Raw genomic sequence first — 23,336 nt, forward strand, 5'->3', positions numbered from 1 at the left:
GCCGGGTGCCGCGCGGCCGATCGACGAATGTGGTGTTGCCTGTGACAACTCTCCCGAAGGACTCCCCGGCCCAGCGCCGCTCCGGCGTCGCGCGGGTCACCGTGGTGACCGGCGGCGCGTCGGGGATGGGCCTGTCCATCTGCCGATCCTTCGCCGGCCACGGTGACCGGGTCGCGGTGCTCGATATCGACGGCGCCGCCGCGCAGCGCGCGGCCGAGCAACTGCGCGCCGCGGGCGGCGCGGCGATGGCCTGCGAGGCCGACGTCACCGATCGCGCCGCGGTGCACGAGGCGCTGCGCAAGGTCCGGGCCGAGTTCGGCCCGATCGAAATCCTGGTCACCAGTGCGGGTTCGGTGGCCTTCGCGCCCTTCACCGAGATCTCGCCGCAGGCGTGGCAGCGGGTGCTCGAGGTGAACCTGACCGGCGTCTTCCACTGCGCCCAGGCCGCGATCCCGGACATGCTGGCGGCGGGCTGGGGCCGGATCGTGACGATCTCCTCGTCGAGTGCCCAGCGCGGCTCGCCGGGCATGGTGCACTACACCGCGGCCAAGGGCGCGGTGGTCGCCATGACCAAGGGCCTGGCGCGCGAGTACGCGTCGAAAGGCATCACGGTCAACACGATTCCGCCCTCCGGCATCGATACGCCGATGTCGCGGCAGTCGCAGGCGGCCGGGCATCTGCCCGACAACGCCGCCATGGCCCGTGCGATCCCGGTCGGGCACCTGGGCACGGGGGAGGACATCGCGGCCGCGTGCGTGTTCCTGTGCTCGGAGCAAGCCGGATACATCACCGGTCAGGTGCTCGGAGTGAACGGCGGGTCGGTGATATGAGCACGCCGCGGGAAACGAAGGAGCGCGCGAGCGCGCGGCAATGGCCCCGGCCCGCCGAGGGCAGCTGGACCGAGCACTATCCCGAACTCGGCACCGCGATGATGTCGTTCGAGGACTCGGTCTCCCCGGAATTCTTCGAACTCGAGCGCGCGGCGATCTTCCGGCGCGCCTGGCTGAACATCGGACGCGTCGAACAGCTGCCGCGCACCGGGAGCTATTTCACCAAGGAACTCGACGTGGTCGGCAGCTCGATCCTGGTGGTGCGCGATCGTGACGGCGCCGTCGGCGCCTTCCACAATGTCTGCCGCCATCGCGGAAACAAGCTGGTGTGGAACGAGTTTCCGCGCGCGGAGACCGCCGGGACGTGCCGGCAGTTCACCTGTAAGTACCACGGCTGGCGCTACGGGCTGGACGGCGCGCTGACCTTCGTGCAGCAGCCGGCGGAGTTCTTCGACCTCGACACCGAGAAGCTGGGCTTGGTCCGCGTGCACTGCGAGGTGTGGGCGGGCTTCGTCTTCGTCAACCTCGCGGCCGAACCGCACCAGACCCTGCGCGAATTCCTCGGCCCGATGATCACCGCCCTGGAGGACTACCCCTTCGACACGATGACCGAGTGGTACGAATTCCGGGCCGACAACCAGAGCAATTGGAAATTGTTCGCCGACGCCTTCCAGGAGTACTACCACGTGCCCGGGCTGCATTCCCAGCAGGTGCCCACCGCGGTCCGGACACCCGGTAAAGGGTTCGAGTGCGCGCATTTCCAGCTCGACGGCCCGCACCGCATGGTCTCGACCGGGGGCGCGCGCCGCTGGACGCTGCCCGCGGAATTCATGTATCCGATCGAGCGCGCCACCCGCAGCGGCCTGGTCGGCCCGTGGCAGTCGCCGGAATTGGGCGTGCGCTCCCAGGGGCTCAATCCCGGCGGGGTCGAACCCTGGGGCATCGACAATTTCCAGATCTTCCCCAATATCGAGATCCTCGTCTACCACGGGTGGTATCTGCTCTACAGGTATTGGCCGACCTCCTATCGCAGCCATCGATTCGAGGGCATGCTGTGCTTCCAGCCGGCCCGGTCGGTGCGCGAACGGATCGAGCACGAGGTCGCCTCGGTGGTGTTCAAGGAGTTCGCGCTGCAGGACGCGGGCATGCTGACCGGCACCCAGACGGCGCTGGAATCGGCCTATCGCACCGCCGGCGTGACGCATTTCCCGGTCAACGATCAGGAAATCCTGGTCAAGCATTTCCACAAGGCGGTCGCCGACTGGGTCGACGACTATCTGCGCGCCGGAGGGGCCTGACATGACCGCGCCTGTCTTGCCACCCGCCTTCGCCGATTTCGAGGAATTCGCCGAAACCTGGTGCCTGGCCACCGAAACCGAACGCTACGCGCGCCGGATGGCCAGTTCCATGCCCGAGCTGACCGCCTTCTACGACGCGTTCTTCCCCCGCCTGGAAGAGGCGATCGACTACTGCGACAAATTCCCGCTCGACGAGCTGCCCGAGGACGCGCTCGCGCTGCTGCGGCTGATCTATTCCCTGGTCATGGTCGCGATGGCGGTCGAGATATTCCAGCAACCCAAACCGGTCGACAGCGCCGACGCGGAAATCGAACGGATCGAGGAGCCCCACCCGTGACGATCACCATCGACGAACTCGGACCCGAGGTCGGCGCCGAGGTCACCGGCCTGACGCCGGCGCGCCTGCTCGCGGACGATTCGATTCCCGCCCTGCTGATGACCGCCCTGGAGACGCACGGCGTGCTCGTGTTCCGGGATCTGCACCTGGATCCGGAAACGCAGGTCGCACTGTGCCGCAAGCTCGGCGAGGTCGACACCTCGCCCGGGCACCATCCGGTCCAGGGCATCTACCGGGTCAGCCTCGACACCAGCAAGAACTCCTCGGCGAGCTACCTGCGCGCGACCTTCGACTGGCACATCGACGGCTGCACCCCCGAGGACGACGCCTATCCGCAGATGGCCACCATGCTCACCGCCAAGGCGGTCGCCGCCAGCGGCGGGGAGACCGAATTCGCCAGCACCTATCGGGCCTACGAGAATCTCAGCGCCCAGGAGAAGCTCGCGCTGGCCCCGCTGCGGGTGGTGCATTCGCTGGAGGCTTCGCAACGCCTGGTGACCGCGCGACCGTCGGCCGAGCAGCTGGCGGCCTGGCGCAGGCGGCCGACCAAGGAGCATCCGCTGATCTGGACGCACAAGTCCGGGCGGCGCTCGCTGGTACTGGGCGCCTCGACCGATCATGTCGTGGACATGAGCCCGGATCGCAGCCGGGCGCTGCTGGACGGCCTGCTGGCGCGCTGCACCGCACCGGAGCGCGTCTACACCCATCGGTGGTCGGTGGGCGACACCGTCATCTGGGACAACCGCGGCGTCATCCATCGCGCCGCACCCTATCCGGCGGATTCGCCGCGAGAGATGTTGCGCACCACCGTGCTCGGCGAGGAACCGATCCGGTAGGCGCCCCGCCATCCACTCACACCCCAGGAGTACGCCATGCCTCGTTGGCCCAAGCCCGCCGAGGGCAGCTGGACCCAGCACTACCCCGAGCTCGGCACCGCGCCGATGTCCTATGAGGACTCGATCGCGCCGGAGTTCTTCGAGCTCGAGCGGGAGGCGATCTTCAAGCGCGCCTGGCTCCAGGTCGGCCGCGTCGAGCAATTACCGCGCACCGGCAGTTATTTCACCAAGGAGATCCACGTCGCGCACACCTCGGTGATCATCTCCCGGGACCGGGACGGCGCGGTCAACGCCTACCACAACATCTGCCGGCATCGCGGAAACAAGCTGGTGTGGAATGATTTTCCGCGCGCGGAGACCTCGGGCACGTGCCGGCAGTTCACCTGCAAATATCACGGGTGGCGCTACGGCCTGGACGGGTCGCTGGCCTTCGTGCAGCAGGAAGAGGAATTCTTCGACCTGGACAAGAGCGCGCTCGGGCTGGTGCGGGTGCGGTGCGAGGTGTGGGCGGGCTTCATCTTCGTGAATCTGGCCGCCGAACCGAGCCGATCCCTGCGGGAATTCCTCGGCCCGATGGTGACCGCCCTGGAGGGCTATCCCTTCGACCGGCTCACCGAGCGGTACTGCTATCGCTCGGAGGTGGGCGCCAACTGGAAGCTGTACATGGACGCCTTCCAGGAGTTCTATCACGCGCCGATCCTGCACGGGAAGCAGACGCCGGACAATTTCTCGCTCGCGGCGCAGCAGGCCGGATTCGAGGCGCCGCACTACCAACTCGACGGGCCGCACCGCCTGGTCAGCACCTCCGGCGTCGTGACCTGGGAACTCGATCCCTCGATGCGCAAACCCATGGAGGACATCACCCGCAGCGGGTTGTTCGGCCCCTGGGACACTCCGGATCTCGGCGACATGCCGGCGGGGTTGAACCCGGCCGGCTGCGACCCCTGGGGCCTGGATTCGTTCCAGCTGTGGCCGAATTTCGTGATCCTGATCTGGTCCGGCGGCTGGTATCTGACCTATCAGTACTGGCCGACCTCGCACAACACGCACCTGTTCGAGGGCAATCTGTACTTCCCGCCCGCGCGCACCGCGCGCGAGCGCGTCGCGCACGAGATGTCGGCGCTGACGTTCAAGGAGTACGGGCTCCAGGACGCCTCCACCCTGGAGGCGACGCAGATGATGCTGGAATCCCGCGCGGTCAGCACCTTTCAGCTCAACGACCAGGAAATCCTGCTGCGGCACCTGCACAAGGTCGCCGCCGATTGGGTCGGTGACTACCAGCGCGAACGCGCGGCGGCCCGGCAGTGAGTGAGACGACCATGAGCACACCCCTGTTGCCCGGCCCCTTCGCCGACCTGGAGCCGTTCGCGGCCCGGTGGTGCCTGGCCGGCGAACCGGCCCGCTACGCGCGCCGCCTGGCCAGTTCGATGGCCGAGATGCAGCGCTTCTACGACGCGATCACCCCGCGCGCGGAGGACGCCATCGCCTACTGCGACAAATTTCCGCTGAACGAGCTGCCCGATGACGCCAAAAACCTGATGCACCTGCTGTATTCGATGATCATGGTGTCCTTCCCGGTGGAGGTGTGGCGGCAGCCGCGCATCCCCGATTCCGGGTCCTCGGAGCTGACCTGCGTCCTGGAACCGGACCTGCCGTGAGCGAGCGCGTCACGATCCTGCGCGCCGCGCGGTGGCTGGACCTCGACAGCGGGGAGCTGCGGTCCCCGGCGGTGCTCGTGGTCCGGGGCAACCGGATCGAGGGGCTCGATCCCGCGCGGTTGCCCGGCCACGCGGAGGTTCTCGAGCTGGGGGAGGTGACGCTGCTGCCCGGCCTGATGGACATGGAGATCAATCTGCTCATCGGCGGGCCGGACACCCCGACCGGACTGCCGAATCCGATGCACGGTGTGCAGGACGACCCGGTCTACCGGACGCTGCGCGCCACCGTCAACGCGCGCACCACCCTGCACGCGGGCTTCACCACGGTGCGCAATCTGGGGCTGATGGTGAAGACCGGCGGCTATCTGCTCGATGTGGATCTGGGCCGCGCAATCGAACAGGGCTGGGCCGATGGGCCGCGCATCGTCGGTGCGGGACATGCCATCACGCCGACCGGCGGCCACCTCGACCCCACGATGTTCCAGCGGCTCGCGCCGCACATCATGCCGCTGAGCGTGGAGGAGGGCCGCGCCAACGGCGTGCCGCAGGTGCGCGAATCGGTGCGGTACCAGATCAAGTACGGCGCGGAGGTCATCAAGATCTCCGCGTCCGGCGGCGTGATGTCGCACGGTACGGTGGCCGGCGCCCAGCAGTACTCCGCCGAGGAACTGGCGGCCATTGTCGACGAGGCGCATCGCGCCGGGGTGCGGGTGGCCGCGCACGCGCACGGCGACGCCGGGATCCGCGCCTGTATCGCGGCCGGAGTGGACTGCATCGAGCACGGCTCGCTGGCCAGTGACGACACCCTCGCGCTGATGGTCGAGCGCGGCACCTTCCTGGTGCCCACCAGTTATCTGTCCGAGGGCCTCGATGTCTCCAAAGCCGCGCCCGCCCTGCGCCAGAAGGCCGCCGAGGTCTTCCCGCGGGCGCGCGAGACGCTGCGCAAGGCGATCCGGGCCGGGGTCAAGATCGCCTGCGGTACCGACGCGCCCGCCGTGCCGCACGGCGACAACGCCAAGGAGCTCTGGGCGCTGGTCGATCGCGGCATGACGCCGCTGCAGGCGCTGCGCGCGGCGACCGTCACCTGCGCGGATCTGCTCGGCGTGGCGGACCGCGGCCGTCTGGCGCCGGGCCTGCTCGCCGACATCATCGCCGTCCCCGGCGATCCCACCACCGACATCACGACCGTCCAGGACGTCCGCTTCGTCATGAAAGACGGCCGCGTCCACAAGAACATCACGTCCGTATGAGGTAGCACATGCGCGGTACCCGGCAGCTTTTCCTCGGCAACGAGTGGGTCGATCCCCGCGGCGCCGACACGATCGAGGTGATCGCACCGCACACCGAGCAGCCGGTCGCGCGCGTGCCCGCCCCGGGGCCGGCCGACGTCGACCGCGCGGTGGCGGCTGCCCGCGCGGCGGTCGACGCCGGCCCGTGGCCCCGGCTGGACCCGGCCGAGCGGGTGGCGCTCGTGCGGCGCCTGGCCGAGCTCTACGCGCCGCGAGTCGAAGAGATCGCCGCGCTGATCAGCACGGAAATGGGTGCGCCGCTGACGTTCTCGCGTTCCGCGCACGCGCGGCTGCCGGGGGCGATGATCCGCGCGTTCGCCGATGTCGCGGCGGCCTATCCGTGGACCGAGTCCCGGCCGGGCTTCCTCGGCTCGGAGGTCCTGGTGTGCAAGCGGCCGGTCGGGGTGATCGGCGCGATCGTGCCCTGGAACATGCCGATGTTCCTGTCCGTGGCGAAACTGATTCCCGCGCTGCTGGCGGGCTGCGCGGTCGTGCTCAAACCCGCGCCGGAGACGCCGCTGGACGCGGCGCTGCTGGCCGAGCTGATCGAGCAGCTGGAATTGCCGCCGGGCGTGGTCAGCGTGTTACCCGGGGACCGGGCGCTCGGCCGCTACCTGGTGTCGCATCCGGGGATCGACAAAGTGTCGTTCACCGGATCCACCGCCGCCGGACGCGAGGTCGCCGAGGTCTGCGGAGCGGCGCTGCGCAGAGTGGGCCTGGAACTCGGCGGCAAGTCCGCCGCCGTGGTCCTCGACGACGCCGACCCGGCCGACTTCGCCGCCGGGATACGGGTGGCCGGCCTGATGAACAGCGGGCAGGCCTGTGTCGCGCAGACGCGAATCCTGTTGCCGCGCAGCCGGTACGGGGAGTACGTGGACGCGCTGGCGAGCATGCTGGAGAAGCTGGTGGTGGGCGATCCGTTCGACGAGGCGACCCAGATCGGCCCGATGGTCTCCCGGCGGCAGCAGCAGCGGGTGCGCGGCTACATCGAGCACGGCCGGCGGGAGGGGGCGCGGCTGCTGCTCGGCGGCACCGAGCTCCCCAACGGCGTGCGGCGCGGGTGGTATGTCCGTCCGACGCTGTTCGTCGACGTGGACAACGCCATGCGCATCGCGCAGGAGGAGATCTTCGGACCGGTGCTGAGCGTGGTGCCCTACGACGACGAGGAGCACGCCGTGAAGCTCGCCGACGCCACCGAATACGGGCTCTCCGGCTCGGTCTGGACACCGGATCTCGACCACGGCCTGGCCGTGGCCCGCCGGATGCGCACCGGGACCGTGGGCCTGAACCAGCCCTACAGCATGGATCCGTTCGCGCCCTTCGGCGGCGTGAAGAACAGCGGCCTCGGCCGCGAGTTCGGTCCCGAAGGGCTGGACGGCTTTCTGGACACCACCTCGATCTCGGTCCGCCCCGCGCCCTGAGGCACGGGCGGGGCGAGTCAGCCGCGCGAACGCCGCCGGCGCGTCAGTATCAGCGCCAGCACCAGGCCGAGCGCGGCCGCCGCCGACGCGGCCCGCCATCGCGCGCCCACACCCGCGGCCTGGAGCAGGTCGATCGGCTCGGCCGCGGCGCGGGCCGCCACGGGCTGTTCGGGATCCGGAAGCCGCGCGGGCGCTTGGGCCGCGCTGGTGATCTCGGCGGCCAGGTTGTCGGCGAACTGGCCGATCAGCGTGCCCGCGACATCGGCGAGCGCGCCCCGCCCGAACTGGGCGGGCTTGCCGGTGATGGCGAGATCTGTGTCGACGAGAACCTCGGTGCCGCTTCCGGATTCGACCAGCCGGCAGACGATGCGCGCCTTGGCCGTGCCGTTGCCGCGGGTTTCGCGGCCACCACCCTCCAGGACGGCGACGCGGGCGAGCGGATCCTGGGAGACGACCTTGATGACGCCGTTGTAGGTCAGCCCCACCGGCCCCAGCTTGACCTTGATCTTGCCGTGGAAGTCGTCGCCCTCGCGCGAGGTCAGGGTCGCCCCGGGCACACAGGGCGCGATCCGTTCCAGGTCGAGCAGGACCGGCCAGGCGTCGGCGGCCGGAACCGGAATCGTGAAGGTGTTCTCGAGTTTCATGCCGGGTCCTTCGCTTCGGCGGCGGCGCGCACGGCGCACACGATGCCCTGATAGCCGGTGCAGCGGCAAAGGTTGCCGGACAGCCCCTCCCGGATCTCGCGGTCGGAGGGGTCCGGGTGCTCGCGCAGGAAGGCGGTGGCCGAGACGACGAAACCCGGTGTGCAGAAGCCGCACTGGAGGCCGTGGTGGTCGCGGAAGGCCTGCTGCACCGGTGACAGTGTCCCGTCCGGGGCGGCGATGCCCTCGATGGTGGTTACCTCCGCGCCGTCGGCCTGCACGGCGAAGACCAGGCAGGCGCGCACCGCCTCGCCGTCCAGCAGGACCGTGCACGCCCCGCAGACGCCGTGTTCGCACCCCAGATGGGTGCCGGTCAGACCGCAGCGCTCACGCAGATAGTCGGCCAGGGTCAGCCGCGCGGGCACGCGGTCGCGACGGCCGGCCCCGTTGATCCGCAGCCGGATGTCGATCTCAGTCATCACTTGCCTCCCGGGCGGCGCGCCGCCACGCTCGTGCCACCATGACCGCCCCGACCCGCCGCCGGTAGGCGGCCGAGCCGTGCAGGTCCGAGGGAATCGATGTCAGCGGCGCCGTGGCGGCCTGCCCGATGTCGGTGGCCGACACCTCGGCCACCGGGCGGCCGAGCAGGCCGGCTTCGACGGCCGTGGCCCGCACCGCGGCCGGCCCCAGGCCGAAGACCACCAGGCGGCAGCGCTCGATCCGCGAATCCGCGTCCAGCCGGATCGCGACGACCGCGCCCGCGAGCGCGAAATCGCCACTGCGCCGGGCGAATTCCTCGATCGCGAAACCGCTGCGGCCCGGCCACTGCGGGAAGATCATGCCGGTCAGCAGTTCGTCGGGGGCCAGCGCGGTGCTCCACATCCCGGTGAAGAACTCTCGCGCGGGAATCACCCGCGCGCCGCGCGGCCCGAGCGCTTCCAGCTCGGCGTCCAGTGCCAGGGCGACGGCGGGATACTCACCGGCCGCGTCGGCGTGCGCGATCGCGCCGCCGATGGTGCCGCGGTTGCGGATCTGGAAGTGCCCGATCAGCGGAGTCGCGCGGGCCAGCAACGGAATCCGGTGGCGGATCTCCGCCGAGCGGCCGACCTCGGTGTGCGTGGTGGCCGCGCCGATCCATACCGCGCCGTCGCGCACCTCGATGCCGCGCAGGCCCGCGACCGCGCGCAGATCGATCAGGTGCTCGAAGGCCGCCAGCCGCAGGGCCAGCATCGGGACCAGGCTCTGCCCGCCGGCGATGACCTTGGCGTCCTCGCCCAGTTCGGCCAGCAGCGCCACGGCCGCCTCGGCGGTGCCGGGAACGTGATAGGCGAAGGCGGCGGGCTTCATTCGGCCACCCCCGCGCGGGCCCGGTCCACCAGTGCGACGACGGCGGCGGGGGAAAGCGGCAGGTCGGTGATCTCCACGCCCAGCGGCGCGAGCGCGTCGGCCACCGCGTTGAGCACCGCCGGGGTCGACCCGATGGCCCCGCCCTCGCCGACCCCCTTGTAGCCGCCCGGCCCCGGGCTCGGCGTCTCGATGTGACCGACCTCGATCAGCGGGACCTCGGCGGCGGTCGGCATCAGATAGTCCAGGAAGGTCGTGGCCACGGGGTTGCCGTCCTCGTCGTAGGCCAGGTGTTCGTAGAGCGCGCCGCCGATGCCCTGCACGGTGCCGCCGTAGATCTGGCCCTCCACCACGGCGGGATTGATCATCGGCCCGCAGTCCTCGCTGACGATGTAGCGGAGCAGCGTCACCTGGCCGGTCTCGGTGTCCACCTCGCAGGTGCACACGTGGGTGGCGTTGGCCCAGATCATCAACTGGCCCACCCGATGCCGCCCGCTCGCCTCCAGTCCCGGGGGCAAGCCCGGCGGCAGCGCGTCGGGCTGGAAGTAGGCCAGCGCGGCGAGCTCGGCGAGGGTGACCACGGTATCGGGCGCACCGCGGGCGAAGCCGCGGCTGCCGGTGAACTCGACCTCCTCGACGGGCACCTTCAGCGTGTGCGCCGTGAGGGCGAGCAGGCGCTCGCGCAATCCGGCCGCGGTCTCGGCGATGGCGCCGGCGGTCATGGATCCGGACCGGCTGCCGCCGGTGCCGCCGCCGAACGGCGTCACGGCGGTGTCGCCCTGCACGGTCCGGACGTCGGCGATGTCGACTCCGAGCGCATCGGCGGTCAACTGCACCACGGTGGTCTCGAGGCTGTTGCCCGCCGAGCCGCCTGCGACGTAGACGTTCACCTTGCCGGAGGGCTCGATCCGGATGGTCGCGCCCTCGGTGGCGTGGAAGGGGGTGTTGCCGGTGGTGGGTTCGACATAGGTGCAGGTGCCCACGCCGAGGTAGCGGCCCTCGGCCCGGGCCCGGCGCTGTTCGGCGCGGAAGGCGTCGTAGTCGAGCAGCTCGAGGGCCTGCTCGAAAGTCTCCAGCGGCGTGATGTCGCCGTAGGGCATGCCGTTCGGATTGGCGTAGGGCAGATCGGTGCGGCGCAGCATGTTCCGGCGGCGCAGTTCGACCGGATCCAGCCCGATCCGGCGGGCCGCGGCGTCGAGCAGCACCTCGCGGGCCACCGACTCGAATTGCCAGGGGCCGCGGTAGGCCACGCGGCCGACGGTATTGGTGTACACGAACCGGGCGCTGAAGCCCGCCTGGGGAATCCGGTACGGTCCGGGCAGCAGCAAGCCGACCACCATGCCGCCGGTGACCGGCGAGGGCGTCGGGTAGGCGCCCACGTTCTGGACGTGGTCGATGGTGGCGGCCAGAATCGTGCCGTCCGCGTCGAAAGCCATGCGGACGTCGCCGTATTCGTGCCGGGCCATCCCGGCCGCCATGAGGTTCTCCTGGCGATCCTCGATCCATTTCACGGCGCCGCCGAGGCGGCGCGCGGCCAGCAGGACGCAGACGTCCTCGCGCTGCGGCGCCACCTTCTGCCCGAAGCCGCCGCCGGTGTCGCCGACGATGACCCGCACCCGGTGCTCGTCGATGCCGAGCAGCCGCGCGCAGAAGCCGCGCACCTCGTGCGGCGACTGCGAGGAGGTCCAGATGGTCATTTCCGCGGTGGCGGCGGACCATTCGGCCACGATGCCGCGCGTCTCCAGCGGCACCGGCGCGTACGCCTGCTGCTGGAGCTGCCGGCGCACCACGTGCGCGGCCGCGTCGAAGACCGGGTCCAGATCGGCGGGCGGGCGGCCGCCCATCACCCCGGCGGAGTTCTCGGGGAATCCGGCGTGCACGAGTTCGGTGGATTCGGCGGCGGTGCGAAAATCCAGGACCGGCGGCAGCGGTTCGTAGTCGACGAGCACGAGTTCCGCGGCGTCCTCGGCGAGGTAGCGGTCGGCCGCGACGACGAGGGCGACCGGATCACCGACGAAGCGGGCTTCGTCGTCGGCCAGCGGCGGGCGCGGGACCGGCGGGAGGCCGGCCATGTCCAGGGCGTAGGAGATCTCGTGCACGTCGGCGTTCAGGTCGGCGGCGGTGTAGACGGCCAGCACGCCGTCCAGGGCGCGGGCCGCGCTGCTGTCCACGCCGGTGATCCGGGCGCGGGCGAACGGGCTGCGCACGAAACACGCGTGGCCCATGCCGGGCCGGGTGACGTCGTCGACGAAGGCGCCGGCGCCGGTGAGCAGGCGCAGGTCCTCGAGGCGGGGGACGCGAGCGCCGACGACGCCGGCCGTTTCGGTGTCGGTGCGGGTCATCGGAGGGGCCACCGGAGCGGGCGGGCGGGTCGGGTCATGGGGGAGGATCCTCCGTTCACATCGGAGACGGGGCGGGGCACATCGCCGCTGAAGTCCTGTCTAGCAGCGGAATTCGCGCGATGTCAATATCTACTATGTCAGAATCGAAAATGTAGTATCGCGGTTTTGGAGAATCATATTTACGCACCGAGGGGAGTGAGATGCGGGAGCTGGCCGTACCCCTGCGGCGCTGGCAGGCGGCGGGGACGGAGTACGCACTGGCCACCCTGATCGGCGTGCGCGGCAGCGCACCGCGCCCGATCGGGACGAGCATGGCGGTCGACGCGGCCGGAACGGTGCACGGCAGCCTGTCCGGCGGCTGTGTGGAGGCGGCGGTCCACGACCTGTGCCTGGAGGTGCTCGAGACCGGTCGGCCGGCGCGGAAGAGCTTCGGCTACAGCGATTCCGACGCCTTCGCGGTCGGCTTGACCTGCGGCGGCGAGGTCGAGGTCTTCGTGCACCGGGTCACGGCGGCCGAGTTCGCGGCGGTAGAGGCCGCCCTCGCCGCGGACATGCCGATGGCCTGGGTGCGAGACCTGGAGTCCGGCGCGGTCCTGGCGGCCGGTCCCCGCGACGCGCTGGGGGTCGGCTTCGATCTCGACGGCGCGGACCTGGCCGTGCTGCGGCTGGCGCGCGACATGCTCGACGCCGGATCCAGCGGGGTGCGGGTGATCGGGTGCGGCGACCGGGAACGCACCGTCTTCGTGCACACCTTCGCCCCGCCGCCGCGCATGATCGTCTTCGGGACAACGGATTTCGCGAGCGCCCTGTGTGCGGTCGGGCGGCTGCTCGGCTACCACGTCACGGTCTGCGACGCGCGCCGGACCTTCCTCGACCGGGAGCGCTTCGCCGCCGCGCACGAGGTGGTGGTGCAGTGGCCGCACCGATATCTGAGCGGGACGGCCGTCGACGGGCGGACGGTGATCTGCGTGCTCGCGCACGATCCGAAGTTCGACATCCCGGTGCTCACCGCGGCGCTGCGGCTACCGGTGGCCTACGTCGGCGCCATGGGATCGCGCCGGGCCGACCGGGTCCGGCGCGCCGAGCTGCGCGCGGCCGGCGTCACCGAAGCGCAACTGCGGCAGCTGCGTTCGCCGATCGGGCTGCACCTGGGTGGGCGGACGCCGGAGGAAACCGCGCTGGCGATCGGCGCGGAGATCGTCGCCCTGCGCCGGGGCGGGTCCGGCGCGTCGTTGTCGGCGACCGGACGGCCGATTCACGGAGGCGGAGTTTACCGCTGGTCCCGCTGGTGCGGCGGGGTTTTTCCATGGTTGACCTTCCGTCGAACGCAGTGTTAAGTAAATCACGCTATAGCCCAGCGAGCGGTCCGATATCCCATTCAGGAGATCCTCATTTCCGCAGGTATCGACCGAGCTCATCGGTGAGATGGAGAAATCACATGGCGACCCGGTTGATGAATTCCTTTGCCCCACGGGAGTGCCAGATGGCCTCGGTGGACGCGACCCTCGAGCATGTCGAATCCCGTGAGCTCCGCTACCGGCTGGCGATACTCGGCCCGAATCCGCGTGCCGTGGTACAGAATGCGGGCGGCTGGCTCTTCGATCGGGTGCTGGCCGGGTGGGAGGTCTGGGTGGCCGTCGCCGAATGCGACGATCCCCGGCCGGTCCGGATCCTCGGCGCGGAGGTGCTGGATCTGGAGACCTGCCTGAGCACCTACGTGACGGCCCGCCCGCACCTGCTGGCTCTGGATACCGCGCTGTTCGGCGTGGATTCGCGGATCCGGGCGGGTCTGATCGACAGCCTCGACACCGCGGAGTTCGAAGTCGCCCTGTGGGGTGAGACCTGGCCGGCCGAACTCGACAGTCGCGTCGGGGGGCCGGTCCAGTACCGGATGAGCTCCGCCGCACGAGCATTCAAGGAGCGCGCGCACGTCGCCGCGCAGGCGTCGGGGCCGATCGGGCCGGTGGAGACCTTCCGGGTGGGCACGCCCGCCCTGGCCGCGGATCTCCTGCCCATGGGCTGATCGGTGGCGAATTCCGATTGACGGCCCGAGTGCGGGTGTGCAACCCTCGTCTCGTTGGCGAGAATGACATTCTCGCACGAGGCAGTCGCCGGGGCGCCGGGCGGCAAGAAAAGAGGTGGTCGATGAAGGTCAGCATCGATGCGGATCGCTGCCGCGGCTTCGGCGTCTGCGTGTCCGTGTGCCCGGAGGTCTTTTCCCTGACGGAATACGGATACTCCGAGGTGGTGGCGGAGGAGGTGCCCATCGGGCTGGAGGATGCGGTGGCCGAGGCCATGGCGGCCTGTCCGGAGCAGGCGATCGAGAACACCTGACCCGCAGCGGGTTCGGCGATATCCGGCAAGCGGCCGGGGCGGTACACCGCCCCGGTCGCTTCGCGTTGCCGCCACCATCGATGAGAATCATATTCTCAAATCAGAAGATGGACGTTACCATCAACTGAATCGCCCTCACCGATGGCAGGAGCTGGCCAGGATGACTGATTTCGACACCGTCGACTACTTCACGGATCAGGCGCTGGTTCCCGATCCCCATCCGTATTACGACCACCTGCGCGCGAAGTGCCCGGTGACCGCCCTGCCGCACCGCGGGGTGTTCGCGGTGACGGGATACGAGGAGACGGCCGAGGTCACCAAGAACGCGGACCTCTTCTCCTCGATCATCGCCGTCGGCGGGCCGTTCCCGCCCCTGCCGTTCGACGTCGAGGGCTCCGACCTGGGTGAGCTGATCGACCGGAACCGGGACAAGATGCCCATGTTCGAGCACATGGTCACCATGGACCCGCCGCAGCACACCTACGCGCGGTCGGTGCTGAACCGGCTGCTCACACCGGCCCGGCTGAAGGAGAACGAGGAGTTCATGTGGCGGCTGGCCGACCAGCAGCTCGACGAGTTCCTCGCCGCGGGCCGCTGCGATTTCGGAGCCGCCTACGCCAAGCCCTTCTCGTTGCTCGTGGTCGCCGACGTGCTGGGCGTGCCGGAGGAGGACCATCAGAAGTTCCGGGTCGTGCTCGGGGCGGAGCGGCCGGGTTCGCGCGTCGGCGCGCTGGACGACGACGCGCTGTCGAGCAATCCGCTGGCGTGGCTGGACGAGAAGTTCTCCGCCTACATCGAGGACCGCCGGGCCGACCCGCGTGACGACGTGCTCACCCAGCTGGCGCTGGCGAAGTACCCGGACGGCTCCACGCCCGAGGTCATCGACGTGGTGCGCTCGGCCACCTTCCTGTTCGCGGCCGGCCAGGAGACCACGGCCAAGCTGCTGACCTCCGGTATCCGGTTCCTGGCCGACAACCCGGAGATCCAGCGCGAACTGCGGGCGGATCGCGCCAAGATCCCGCTCTTCGTCGAGGAGACGCTGCGCATGGAGGCGCCGGTGAAGAGCATGTTCCGCCTGGCCAAGCAGGACACCCGGGTGGGCGGGGTCGATATCCCGATCGGGACGACGGTGATGCTGTGCCCCGGCGCGGCCAACCGGGACCCGCGTCGCTTCGAGGACCCGCACGAATTCCGCCTGGACCGCCCGAATGCCCGCGAGCACATCGCTTTCGGGCGCGGCGCGCACACCTGCCCGGGCGGTCCGCTGGCCCGGGTCGAGGGCCGCGTCTCCTTCAACCGGCTGCTGGACCGCATGCTCGACATCCGCATCGACGAGCGCGAGCACGGCCCCGCCGGCGCGCGGCGCTACGACTACGAGCCCACCTACATCCTGCGCGGCCTGCAGGCGCTGCACATCGAGTACATCCCGAACGCCTGAGTAGTTCGCTCCGGCAAGTCATTTCGGCATATCAACGAATCGAGGAAGCAATGACCGGACGGGTCGAGGGAAAGGTCGCATTCATCACGGGTGCGGCGCGCGGTCAGGGCCGCAGCCACGCGGTGCGATTGGCGCAGGAGGGCGCGGACATCATCGCCGTCGACGTCTGCAAGCAGCTCGAGAACGTGCCGTTCGCGATGTCCACGCCCGAGGATCTCGCGACGACGGCCGATCTGGTGAAAGCCGAGGGCCGCCGCGTGGTCACCGCCGAGGTCGACGTCCGCGACTACGCGGGGCTCGAGGCCGCGGTGAACGGCGGCGTCGAGCAGCTCGGCCGGCTGGACGTGGTCGTCGCGAACGCCGGGATCGGCAACGAGGGCGGTCAATTGAGCGATCTCGACGAAACCCTGTGGCAGGACATGATCGACGTCAATCTGGGTGGCGTCTGGAAGAGCGTGAAGGCCGCGATCCCGCACCTGGTCGCGGGCGGGCGGGGCGGGTCGATCATCCTGACCAGCTCGGTGGGCGGGCTCAAGGCCTACCCGAACGTCGGCCACTACATCGCGGCCAAGCACGGCGTCGTCGGCCTGATGCGCACGTTCGCGGTGGAGCTGGGGCAGCACTCGATCCGGGTCAACTCGGTGCATCCCACGCACGTGAACACCCCGATGGTGATGAACGAGGGCACCTACAAGCTGTTCCGTCCCGACCTGGAGAATCCGGGCCCCGCCGATCTGGAACCGATCTGCCGGATGTTCCACACCCTGCCGGTGCCGTGGGTGGAGTCGGTGGACGTGAGCAACGCGGTGCTGTTCCTGGCCTCGGACGAGGCGCGCTATGTCACCGGCGTTCCGCTGCCGATCGACGCGGGCAGCATGCTGAAATAGCCTGCCGCACAATCTTATACGACGACAGTGCCGCCGCCCGGACCGGGCGGCGGCACTGTCGTGCGGTGTCAGAGCGACAGGATCGAGGCCGCGGCGGTGCCCGGCGCGCCGTAGACCTGCGCGTACCCGACCTTGGGTTTGCCGGGCACCTGACGGTCACCGGCCTGTCCGCGCAACTGCAGCACCAGCTCGTAGACCTGGCGGATGCCGGACGCGCCGATCGGTTCGCCGTTGGCGATGAGCCCGCCGTCGGTGTTGACCGGCAGCCGGCCGCCGATCTCGGTCGCGCCTTCGGCCAGCAGCTTCTCCTGCTCGCCGTCGGCGCAGAATCCGTTCTCCGCCATGTGGATCACCTCGGCGCCGGCGTCGGTGTCCTGCAACTGGATCACGTCGACGTCCTCGGGTCCGATGCCCGCGGCGGTGTAGGCGTCGGTCGAGGCGTACACCGTCGGGGAGACGTCCTCGTCGACGGCGGCCCAGGTGCTGTGCACCTCGTAGGCCCCGTAGCGGCGGGTCCGGATCGCCGAGGCGCGCAGGAACACCGGGGTGGAGGTGTAGCGCTTGGCGAGGTCGCCGCGGCACATGATCACCGCGGCCGCGCCTTCGTCGGGCGTGCAGAACATGTAGTGCGTCAACGGATAGTTCAGCATCGGCGACGCGAGGATCTCGTCCTCGCCGAGCGGCTTGCGCCGGAACGCGTTCGGGTTGAGCACGCCGTTGCGGTAGTTCTTGGCGGCGACCCGGGCCAGGGTGCGCTGGGAGATGCCGTGATCCTGCAGGTAGCGGTTGGCCTTGATGCCGAAGAACTGCGTGGTGACGAACTGCCCGTTCTCCGCGTACCAGCCCGGCAGGCCGAGTTTGGCGGGGTCGTCGGTGAACGCGCCGCGCGGATGCTTGTCCATGCCGACCGCGATGCCGAGGTCGTAGCGGCCCGAGCGGATCGCCTCGGCGGTCTGCTCGATCGAGCTGGCCGCGGTGGCGCAGGCGTTGAACACGTTGGTGAACGGGATGCCGGTCAGCCCGACCAGCCGGGTGACGGCGTCGGGGTTGCTCACCTCGTAGCTGCCGCCGAACCCGAATTGGATGTCGCGCCACTGTATTCCGGCGTCGGCCAGGGCGGCCTGGATGGCTTCCGCGCCCATCTCCATCGCCGTCTTGGCGAAGCGGCCGAAGGGGTGGATGCCGATGCCGATGATGGCCACGTCGTTCATGTCGATACTCCTCTACTCATCCGGATGCCGCGCTCACACCGGCGCGAAGGCCACGGTCAGGACCTCCGTGCCGTCCGGCTCGGCGTACAGCGGCACGAACGCCAGCTCGACGGCCATGCCGGCGCGCAGCCGGTCGGGGTCGGCCTCGGTGAGCCGGGTCTCGACGCGGACCTCGTCGCCGAGTTGCACCAGCCCGACGCCGAACGGCTCGAACGAGTCGGCGGTCTCCTGGCCCGCGTAGGGCAGTTTGGGCACGAAACCCTGAGTGGTCCAGGCGATCAGCGTGCCGCGCCGGGGCAGCAGCCGGTCGGTCATCTCCGGTCCGCCGCAGCGCGGACACCGCCGCTGGCGCGGCCAGGTCACCGCGCCGCAGGGCCCGCAGGCGCTGCCGATCAGTCGCGGATCGTCGTCGGGCCACGTCGAGACCTCGGGTGCGAGTGCCTTGGCCATGTGCCGTCCTCCATTTCTCGGGGTACTTCGAATGCTTGTGGGGCGCGGGGCTACTCGTAGCGGACGGTCACCGCGGCGCTGTCGGGCACGGCCTGGCAGGTGAGCACATAACCGTCGGCGACCTCGTCGTCGGTCAGCGCGTCGTTGACGGCCATGGTCGCGGTGCCCTCGGTGAGCACGGCCATGCAGGTCGCGCAGTTGCCCTGCTCGCAGGAGAACGGCGGCGTGAGCCCGGCCCGGCGCGCGGCCTGCAGCAGTGTCTCGCCCGCCCGCCTGGGGACCGACACTTTCTTGCGGTCGAGGATGATCGTCACCGTGCCCTCGGCGGAATCGGCCGTGCCGGTGTTCCGCTCCGCGGGGGCGGGGGTGGGCGCGGCCTCCTGCACGGGGGCTGCGCGGGCCGGGGAGTCCGCCACGTCGGCGACCGCCGGCGCGGAGGCGGGGACGACCGGGGCGGGTGCGCCGAAACGCTCGCTGAAGACCAGACCTGGTCCGGGGAGGGCGTTTTCGACCATCTCCATGAAGGGTTCCGGGCCGCAGACGTAGACGTCGGCGTGGGTATCCGCGCCGACGAAGGCGCGTACCCGGTCCGGGGTGAGCAAGCCCCGATCGGTGTCGAGATGACGGACCACCTGCAGTCGGCCCGGGTAGCGTTCGGCCAGGGCGTGCAGCGCGGCCTCGAAGATCACCGAGGACCGGTCGCGATCCGCGCACAGCAGACGGACGCGGCGGGTCGTGCCGGCCAGTGCGCTCTTGGCCAGCGACAGCACGGGGGTGATGCCGCTGCCGCCGCTGAAGCCGAGCAGCGGCACCGTCGCCGGACGCAGGCAGAACCGGCCCGCGGCGCGGCTCATCTCCAGCTCGTCGCCCTCGGAGACGTTGTCGTGCAACCAGTTCGACACCTGGCCGCCCGGCACCCGCTTGACGGTGGTCATCAGTTCGCCGTCGGTTTCCGGTGCGCTGGACATCGAGTACGACCGGTACAGCGGCCGGCCGTCCACGGGCACCCGGAAGGTGCAGAACTGACCGGCCTGATACTCCAGCGGCGCGTCGTGCGGGGCCAGGACGAAGGTGCGGGAATCCGCGCTCTCCTTGATGATCCGGGTCACGGTCGCCCGCTGGAACGAGGGGGGTCGGGCCATGGGAACGAGTTCCTCCGCTATCGATGGTCGGATTACAGCTGCGCCAGTCGCGGGGCGCGGCCCTCGGCGCACAGCGAGTGGCCGGCTTCGCGCACGAGTTCGCGCGCGCTGCCGAGCAACCCGTCCAGCACCAGCGTCCGGCGCAGGTGCCGGTGCAGGTCGTGCTCGGCGGTGAAGCCGATGCCGCCCAGCACCTGCTGGCAGTGCCGTGCCGTGAGCTGCGCCGCGCGCCCGGCCGCCGCCTTGGCCAGCAGCGCCCCGAACTCGGAATCGGCGACATCGAGCGTTGCCTCCGCCCCCTCGATCGCCACCAGCGTCTCGGCGAGGCGATGCCGCACCGCCTGGAACGACGCCACCGGACGCCCGAACTGACTGCGCTGCAGCGCATGTCGCCGCGCCAGGGTGAGCATGGCGCGGCTGCTGCCGATCAGCCACCAGGCCAGGGCCCGCCGTCCCGCCGCCACGGCCGCACCGGGCTGATCCGCACCGGTCGACGGGTGCAGGGGCAGTTGCTCGTCGACGGTGGTCCCCGGGCGATCGGTCCGTTCCCAGGTGAGCCAGGCGCCGCCGGTGAACGGCAGTGGCGGCGTGCCGCCCAGGGGGCGGCCGGCGGCGTGGTCGATCACGTCGTCGAGCAGTGCTGCGTGCGCACCGGTTTCCCCGAGCAGGCGGAAGACCAGGGGCACGGCGAGGTCGGGGAGTTCGGTGAGCATGTCGTGCCAGCCCAGGTCACGCAGGGCGCGATCGAGGTCGGCGCCCGAGGCGGCCAGCATGGTCTTGCGGAGCGTCTGCTCGAGCAGCGCGAGTTCGACCTGGGTGCCGAGATCGGCCATGGCTCAGTCCTTTCCGAGATCGAGCAGGCGGCGGGCGATGATGTTGCGCTGGATCTCGGCGGTGCCGCCGTAGATGGTGGCGGCACGCGAGTACAGGTATTCGGTGCGCCATTCGAGGTCGGTGAGTTCCAGGGCTCCGGGCAGCAGATCGCGGACGGTGTCGAACAGATGCTGTTCGGCGGTCGCCAGCAGCACCTTGTCGATGGACGTTTCCGGGCCGAGGCGCGCGCCGGCCGCGAGTCGCCGCTGGGTGGCGCGGGAGCGGCAGCGCACGGTGTGCAGCGCCAGGTACGCCGCGCCCAGGTCGGCCGCGTCCGGGATCGCGGTGTGCGCCAGGAGGCGATCGAGCCGGGTGAACAGGTAGGCGATGCGATGCCAGAAGCAGGCGGAGCGTTCGTGCGGCAGCAGATCCATCGCCACCCGCCAGCCGTCGCCGGGGTTGCCGAGCATCCGGTCGGCGGGTACCACGACGTCGTCGAAGTAGACCTCGGCGAACTCGTCGACGCCGTGCATGGTGCGCAGCGGGCGCACGGTGACGCCGGGGGAGTCCATGTCGAGGAAGAACGCGGTGATGCCGTCGTGGCCCAGCCCGGTGCGCGCCAGCAGCACACAGCGGGCGGCGTACTGCGCCAGGCTGGTCCACACCTTCTGGCCGTTGATCACCCAATCCGGGCCGCGCGCAACCGCTTTCGTCGTGATCGAGGCCAGATCGCTGCCCGAACCCGGCTCGGAGAACCCCTGGCACCACTGCTCCCGGCCCGACAGCAGGCGCGGCACCATGTCCGCGGCCAGGGCGGGACGGGCGTAGGAGATCATGGTCGGGGCCAGCACCTCGATCATCGAGTAGATCCCGGGCTCGGCCAGATCCCGCTCGGCCACCTCTTCGCCGAGCACCGCGCGCAGCAGCGCGGGCCCGCCGAGCCCGCCGACCCGCGCGGGCCAGCCGTAGCGCATCCAGCCCGCGTCGTAGAGCGCGCGCCGGACCCGCGCGAGCTGGGCGACCTGCCCGTCGAGCGTATGGTCCGCCCCGGGCGACAGATCGTTGTGCGCGAGCCAGGCCCGCAGCCCGGCCCGGAACTCCGTGACCTCCATCAGACGCTCATGTCCTCGACCGCTCGAACGCGTGCGGGATACCGGAGTCGTGGTCACCGCTGCGCCGGATGAAGGTCATCCGCCGGGTCCGGAGGCGCCACCCGTCCTCGGTTCGCACGAGCGTGTCGGTGTAGTAGCCGATGCGCATGTCGTGGGTGCTCTGATCGATGAAACACAGGGGCTGAGTGCCCGCGGCGGTGTCCCCGTCGAGTTCCAGCACCGGAGTGCCGGTGAGGAACAACCCCTTCGGCGCGGCGGCGACCAGTTCCGGGAACAGCTCCAGGGTGTAGGTGTCGCCGAAGGCGCTGTAGCTGCCGTCGGCGGTGAACACCGCCAGCAGACCGTCGATATCGCCCCGGGTGATCGTCACCGCGTACCGGGCCAGCACCTGCTGGATCTCGAGCAGATCCTCAATCCTGGACATAGACCTTCCCGCCTTTCATGACGAAGCGCACCCGCTGGGTGACGGTGATGTCCCGCAACGGATCTCCGGGCACGCCGATGACATCGGCCAGCAGGCCCGGGGCGAGCCGCCCCCGGTCGGCGACGCCGATCAGCTCGGCCGCGCGCACGGTCGCGGCCCGCAGCACGTCCAGCGGGGTGAGTCCGCGCTCGACGAGCGCGACGAGCTCGTCGGCGTTGCGGCCGTGCGGGATCGCCGGCGCGTCGGTGCCGACGGCGATCTTCACCCCCGCCCGGTAGGCGGCCAGCACCGAGGTCCGCGCCTTCGGGAACATCTCGGCGGCCTTGGCCTGCAACGCCGGATCGGCCTTGGACACATCCATGGCGTCGGCGAGCCGGGTGGTCGGCACCAGCCAGGTCCCGGCCGCCACCATCGCCTTGATCGCCTGGTCGTCGATCAGGAAACCGTGTTCGATGCAGTCGATGCCGGCCGCGACCGCATGCTCGACCGCCGCCGCGCCGTGCGTGTGCGCGGCCACCTTCAGTCCGCGCCGGTGCGCCTCGTCGACGATCGCGCGCAGCTCCTCGTCCGAATAGTGTTGCGCGCCCGGCGCTCCGGTCAGCGACATGACGCCGCCGGAGACGCAGATCTTGATCAGCTGCGCACCGTGCTTGATCTGATACCGCACCGCCTTGCGCACCTCGTCGACGCCGTTGGCGATGCCTTCCTCGAGGCTCAGCTTCAGGACATCGGGTGCGAAGGCGGCGAACATCGTCGGGTCCAGGTGGCCGCCGGTCGGGGTGATGGCGTGGCCGGCGGGCACGATCCGCGGCCCCTCGATCCAGCCACCGTCGATGGCCCGCCCGAGCGCGACATCCAGCAGATAGCCGCCGGTTTTCACGAACAGGCCGAGATTGCGGACCGTGGTGAACCCCGCCCGCAGGGTCCGGCGGGCGTTGCCCACCGCCCGCAGCATGCGCAGCGGTGGATCGTCCTGCACGCTGGAGGGCAGCCCGGTTTCGCCGCGGCCGCCCATGAGCAGGTTGACCTCCATGTCCATCAGTCCGGGCAGCAGGATCAGCTCGCCGAGATCGAGGATCTCGCCCTCGGGCTCGCCGCCGACACCGGCGATGCGATCGCCGTCGATCCGCAGCATGCCGGGCCGGAGGATCTCGCCGGTGTCGACATCGAGCAGCCCCGCCGCCCGCACCGTGATCATGGTTGCGGCGCTTCGCGATTCGGCGGCTCGAAACCGGCGACGAGGACCACGTTGGTGTCCGCCGCGGCCTGGCGCAGCTTCGCCGCCCGCTGGTACTCGGGCGATTCGTACCAGGCGCGAGCCGCCTCGACCGAGTCGAACTCGAGGACGACGGTCTGGTTGCCGTGCCATTCCCCCTCGAGCACGCTCGGCGCGGTGTCCACGGCCAGTGGCCGCAGGCCGCCGCCGCGCATCGCCGCCCCGGCGGCGCGCGCGTACTCGGCCATGCCGGCCGGGTCCTTGATGGCCTCGGTGAAAATCACATAGCCCTTGGGCATTTCGCTCTCCTTGT

Annotated in this window: 25 protein-coding genes; 13 read left to right on the forward strand and 12 right to left on the reverse strand. The window is 70.3% G+C overall.

Features of this window, described 5'->3' with window-relative positions:
- Positions 1-41 precede the first annotated feature (41 nt).
- The 8 genes from AB0I43_RS02990 to AB0I43_RS03025 are packed head-to-tail and all read left to right on the forward strand — an operon-like array spanning position 42 to position 7,669.
- Positions 42-830 (forward strand): SDR family NAD(P)-dependent oxidoreductase, encoded by a 789-nt coding sequence (locus AB0I43_RS02990; protein ID WP_356972780.1) that lies wholly within the window; start codon positions 42-44, stop codon positions 828-830.
- Complete coding sequence (locus AB0I43_RS02995; protein WP_356972781.1) at positions 827-2,128, forward strand: aromatic ring-hydroxylating dioxygenase subunit alpha; 1,302 nt, start codon at positions 827-829, stop codon at positions 2,126-2,128. The genes AB0I43_RS02990 and AB0I43_RS02995 overlap by 4 nt, the downstream gene beginning before the upstream one ends.
- 1 nt (position 2,129) lies before the next feature.
- Entirely contained in the window at positions 2,130-2,465 is a 336-nt protein-coding gene (locus AB0I43_RS03000) for a hypothetical protein (RefSeq protein WP_356972782.1), read from the forward strand.
- Positions 2,462-3,301: a TauD/TfdA family dioxygenase gene (locus AB0I43_RS03005; protein WP_356972783.1), complete on the forward strand. Its 840-nt coding sequence runs from the start codon at positions 2,462-2,464 to the stop codon at positions 3,299-3,301. Before AB0I43_RS03000 ends, AB0I43_RS03005 begins: the two co-directional genes overlap by 4 nt.
- 36 nt (positions 3,302-3,337) lie before the next feature.
- Positions 3,338-4,609, forward strand: a complete 1,272-nt coding sequence (locus AB0I43_RS03010) for an aromatic ring-hydroxylating dioxygenase subunit alpha (RefSeq protein WP_356972785.1) — start codon at positions 3,338-3,340, stop codon at positions 4,607-4,609.
- 11 nt (positions 4,610-4,620) lie between these two features.
- A complete protein-coding gene (locus AB0I43_RS03015) occupies positions 4,621-4,959 on the forward strand; it encodes a hypothetical protein (RefSeq protein WP_356972786.1) in 339 nt (112 codons plus the stop codon).
- Complete coding sequence (locus AB0I43_RS03020) at positions 4,956-6,209, forward strand: amidohydrolase family protein (protein ID WP_356972787.1); 1,254 nt, start codon at positions 4,956-4,958, stop codon at positions 6,207-6,209. The genes AB0I43_RS03015 and AB0I43_RS03020 overlap by 4 nt, the downstream gene beginning before the upstream one ends.
- An 8-nt stretch (positions 6,210-6,217) precedes the next feature.
- A complete protein-coding gene (locus AB0I43_RS03025) occupies positions 6,218-7,669 on the forward strand; it encodes an aldehyde dehydrogenase (protein ID WP_357431121.1) in 1,452 nt (483 codons plus the stop codon).
- 17 nt (positions 7,670-7,686) lie between these two features.
- On the opposite strand, the gene AB0I43_RS03030 is transcribed toward AB0I43_RS03025, so the two are convergent.
- The 4 genes from AB0I43_RS03030 to AB0I43_RS03045 are packed head-to-tail and all read right to left on the reverse strand — an operon-like array spanning position 7,687 to position 11,996.
- On the reverse strand, positions 7,687-8,313 hold the full coding sequence (locus AB0I43_RS03030) for an SRPBCC family protein (protein ID WP_356972789.1): 627 nt from the start codon (positions 8,311-8,313) through the stop codon (positions 7,687-7,689).
- Positions 8,310-8,789: a (2Fe-2S)-binding protein gene (locus AB0I43_RS03035; RefSeq protein ID WP_356972790.1), complete on the reverse strand. Its 480-nt coding sequence runs from the start codon at positions 8,787-8,789 to the stop codon at positions 8,310-8,312. Before AB0I43_RS03035 ends, AB0I43_RS03030 begins: the two co-directional genes overlap by 4 nt.
- On the reverse strand, positions 8,782-9,657 hold the full coding sequence (locus AB0I43_RS03040; protein WP_356972791.1) for an FAD binding domain-containing protein: 876 nt from the start codon (positions 9,655-9,657) through the stop codon (positions 8,782-8,784). Before AB0I43_RS03040 ends, AB0I43_RS03035 begins: the two co-directional genes overlap by 8 nt.
- Positions 9,654-11,996: a xanthine dehydrogenase family protein molybdopterin-binding subunit gene (locus AB0I43_RS03045; protein WP_356972792.1), complete on the reverse strand. Its 2,343-nt coding sequence runs from the start codon at positions 11,994-11,996 to the stop codon at positions 9,654-9,656. The genes AB0I43_RS03040 and AB0I43_RS03045 overlap by 4 nt, the downstream gene beginning before the upstream one ends.
- 200 nt (positions 11,997-12,196) lie before the next feature.
- Between AB0I43_RS03045 and AB0I43_RS03050 the strand changes: the two genes are divergently transcribed.
- The 5 genes from AB0I43_RS03050 to AB0I43_RS03070 all read left to right on the forward strand — a co-directional run bounded on the left by AB0I43_RS03050 (position 12,197) and on the right by AB0I43_RS03070 (position 16,655).
- Complete coding sequence (locus tag AB0I43_RS03050; RefSeq protein ID WP_356972794.1) at positions 12,197-13,333, forward strand: XdhC family protein; 1,137 nt, start codon at positions 12,197-12,199, stop codon at positions 13,331-13,333.
- A gap of 101 nt (positions 13,334-13,434) precedes the next feature.
- A complete protein-coding gene (locus AB0I43_RS03055) occupies positions 13,435-14,019 on the forward strand; it encodes a hypothetical protein (protein WP_356972795.1) in 585 nt (194 codons plus the stop codon).
- Positions 14,020-14,141: 122 nt separating this feature from the next.
- Positions 14,142-14,330 (forward strand): ferredoxin, encoded by a 189-nt coding sequence (locus AB0I43_RS03060; protein ID WP_356972797.1) that lies wholly within the window; start codon positions 14,142-14,144, stop codon positions 14,328-14,330.
- Positions 14,331-14,490: 160 nt separating this feature from the next.
- Positions 14,491-15,768, forward strand: a complete 1,278-nt coding sequence (locus AB0I43_RS03065) for a cytochrome P450 (protein WP_356972798.1) — start codon at positions 14,491-14,493, stop codon at positions 15,766-15,768.
- Positions 15,769-15,818: 50 nt separating this feature from the next.
- Entirely contained in the window at positions 15,819-16,655 is an 837-nt protein-coding gene (locus tag AB0I43_RS03070) for a mycofactocin-coupled SDR family oxidoreductase (protein WP_356972799.1), read from the forward strand.
- A gap of 68 nt (positions 16,656-16,723) precedes the next feature.
- On the opposite strand, the gene AB0I43_RS03075 is transcribed toward AB0I43_RS03070, so the two are convergent.
- The 8 genes from AB0I43_RS03075 to AB0I43_RS03110 are packed head-to-tail and all read right to left on the reverse strand — an operon-like array spanning position 16,724 to position 23,322.
- Positions 16,724-17,866, reverse strand: coding sequence for a thiolase family protein (locus tag AB0I43_RS03075; protein WP_356972800.1), 1,143 nt, complete (start codon positions 17,864-17,866; stop codon positions 16,724-16,726).
- 33 nt (positions 17,867-17,899) lie between these two features.
- On the reverse strand, positions 17,900-18,316 hold the full coding sequence (locus AB0I43_RS03080; RefSeq protein ID WP_356972801.1) for an OB-fold domain-containing protein: 417 nt from the start codon (positions 18,314-18,316) through the stop codon (positions 17,900-17,902).
- Positions 18,317-18,366: 50 nt separating this feature from the next.
- The gene (locus AB0I43_RS03085; RefSeq protein ID WP_356972802.1) at positions 18,367-19,458 is read right to left on the reverse strand and encodes a 2Fe-2S iron-sulfur cluster-binding protein; all 1,092 of its coding nucleotides are present in this window, start codon (positions 19,456-19,458) and stop codon (positions 18,367-18,369) included.
- A gap of 32 nt (positions 19,459-19,490) precedes the next feature.
- A complete protein-coding gene (locus tag AB0I43_RS03090; RefSeq protein ID WP_356972804.1) occupies positions 19,491-20,291 on the reverse strand; it encodes an acyl-CoA dehydrogenase family protein in 801 nt (266 codons plus the stop codon).
- Between the two features lie 3 nt (positions 20,292-20,294).
- Positions 20,295-21,383 (reverse strand): acyl-CoA dehydrogenase family protein, encoded by a 1,089-nt coding sequence (locus tag AB0I43_RS03095; protein WP_356972805.1) that lies wholly within the window; start codon positions 21,381-21,383, stop codon positions 20,295-20,297.
- Positions 21,384-21,390: 7 nt separating this feature from the next.
- A complete protein-coding gene (locus AB0I43_RS03100) occupies positions 21,391-21,807 on the reverse strand; it encodes a nuclear transport factor 2 family protein (RefSeq protein ID WP_356972807.1) in 417 nt (138 codons plus the stop codon).
- Positions 21,794-23,005 carry an amidohydrolase family protein gene (locus tag AB0I43_RS03105; RefSeq protein WP_356972809.1) on the reverse strand — a complete coding sequence of 404 codons (1,212 nt, stop codon included), beginning with the start codon at positions 23,003-23,005 and terminating at the stop codon, positions 21,794-21,796. The genes AB0I43_RS03100 and AB0I43_RS03105 overlap by 14 nt, the downstream gene beginning before the upstream one ends.
- The gene (locus AB0I43_RS03110; protein ID WP_356972811.1) at positions 23,002-23,322 is read right to left on the reverse strand and encodes a DUF1330 domain-containing protein; all 321 of its coding nucleotides are present in this window, start codon (positions 23,320-23,322) and stop codon (positions 23,002-23,004) included. The genes AB0I43_RS03105 and AB0I43_RS03110 overlap by 4 nt, the downstream gene beginning before the upstream one ends.
- Positions 23,323-23,336: the final 14 nt, after the last annotated feature.

It is taken from the genome of Nocardia sp. NPDC050435 (assembly GCF_040655395.1).
Lineage (GTDB): Bacteria > Actinomycetota > Actinomycetes > Mycobacteriales > Mycobacteriaceae > Nocardia.

What these genes read in the sequence shown, in the direction of transcription:
- AB0I43_RS03060 (WP_356972797.1), top strand. Translation starts at nt 14,142, where the DNA reads ATGAAGGTCAGCATCGATGCGGATCGCTGCCGCGGCTTCGGCGTCTGC.
- AB0I43_RS03110 (WP_356972811.1), bottom strand. Translation starts at nt 23,322, where the DNA reads ATGCCCAAGGGCTATGTGATTTTCACCGAGGCCATCAAGGACCCGGCC.
- AB0I43_RS03105 (WP_356972809.1), bottom strand. Translation starts at nt 23,005, where the DNA reads ATGATCACGGTGCGGGCGGCGGGGCTGCTCGATGTCGACACCGGCGAG.
- AB0I43_RS03055 (WP_356972795.1), top strand. Translation starts at nt 13,435, where the DNA reads ATGGCGACCCGGTTGATGAATTCCTTTGCCCCACGGGAGTGCCAGATG.
- AB0I43_RS03080 (WP_356972801.1), bottom strand. Translation starts at nt 18,316, where the DNA reads ATGGCCAAGGCACTCGCACCCGAGGTCTCGACGTGGCCCGACGACGAT.
- AB0I43_RS03010 (WP_356972785.1), top strand. Translation starts at nt 3,338, where the DNA reads ATGCCTCGTTGGCCCAAGCCCGCCGAGGGCAGCTGGACCCAGCACTAC.
- AB0I43_RS03015 (WP_356972786.1), top strand. Translation starts at nt 4,621, where the DNA reads ATGAGCACACCCCTGTTGCCCGGCCCCTTCGCCGACCTGGAGCCGTTC.
- AB0I43_RS03100 (WP_356972807.1), bottom strand. Translation starts at nt 21,807, where the DNA reads ATGTCCAGGATTGAGGATCTGCTCGAGATCCAGCAGGTGCTGGCCCGG.
- AB0I43_RS03025 (WP_357431121.1), top strand. Translation starts at nt 6,218, where the DNA reads ATGCGCGGTACCCGGCAGCTTTTCCTCGGCAACGAGTGGGTCGATCCC.
- AB0I43_RS03085 (WP_356972802.1), bottom strand. Translation starts at nt 19,458, where the DNA reads ATGGCCCGACCCCCCTCGTTCCAGCGGGCGACCGTGACCCGGATCATC.
- AB0I43_RS03075 (WP_356972800.1), bottom strand. Translation starts at nt 17,866, where the DNA reads ATGAACGACGTGGCCATCATCGGCATCGGCATCCACCCCTTCGGCCGC.
- AB0I43_RS03095 (WP_356972805.1), bottom strand. Translation starts at nt 21,383, where the DNA reads ATGGAGGTCACGGAGTTCCGGGCCGGGCTGCGGGCCTGGCTCGCGCAC.
- AB0I43_RS03050 (WP_356972794.1), top strand. Translation starts at nt 12,197, where the DNA reads ATGCGGGAGCTGGCCGTACCCCTGCGGCGCTGGCAGGCGGCGGGGACG.
- AB0I43_RS03035 (WP_356972790.1), bottom strand. Translation starts at nt 8,789, where the DNA reads ATGACTGAGATCGACATCCGGCTGCGGATCAACGGGGCCGGCCGTCGC.
- AB0I43_RS03090 (WP_356972804.1), bottom strand. Translation starts at nt 20,291, where the DNA reads ATGGCCGATCTCGGCACCCAGGTCGAACTCGCGCTGCTCGAGCAGACG.
- AB0I43_RS02995 (WP_356972781.1), top strand. Translation starts at nt 827, where the DNA reads ATGAGCACGCCGCGGGAAACGAAGGAGCGCGCGAGCGCGCGGCAATGG.
- AB0I43_RS03065 (WP_356972798.1), top strand. Translation starts at nt 14,491, where the DNA reads ATGACTGATTTCGACACCGTCGACTACTTCACGGATCAGGCGCTGGTT.
- AB0I43_RS03030 (WP_356972789.1), bottom strand. Translation starts at nt 8,313, where the DNA reads ATGAAACTCGAGAACACCTTCACGATTCCGGTTCCGGCCGCCGACGCC.
- AB0I43_RS03040 (WP_356972791.1), bottom strand. Translation starts at nt 9,657, where the DNA reads ATGAAGCCCGCCGCCTTCGCCTATCACGTTCCCGGCACCGCCGAGGCG.
- AB0I43_RS03070 (WP_356972799.1), top strand. Translation starts at nt 15,819, where the DNA reads ATGACCGGACGGGTCGAGGGAAAGGTCGCATTCATCACGGGTGCGGCG.
- AB0I43_RS03045 (WP_356972792.1), bottom strand. Translation starts at nt 11,996, where the DNA reads ATGACCCGCACCGACACCGAAACGGCCGGCGTCGTCGGCGCTCGCGTC.
- AB0I43_RS03000 (WP_356972782.1), top strand. Translation starts at nt 2,130, where the DNA reads ATGACCGCGCCTGTCTTGCCACCCGCCTTCGCCGATTTCGAGGAATTC.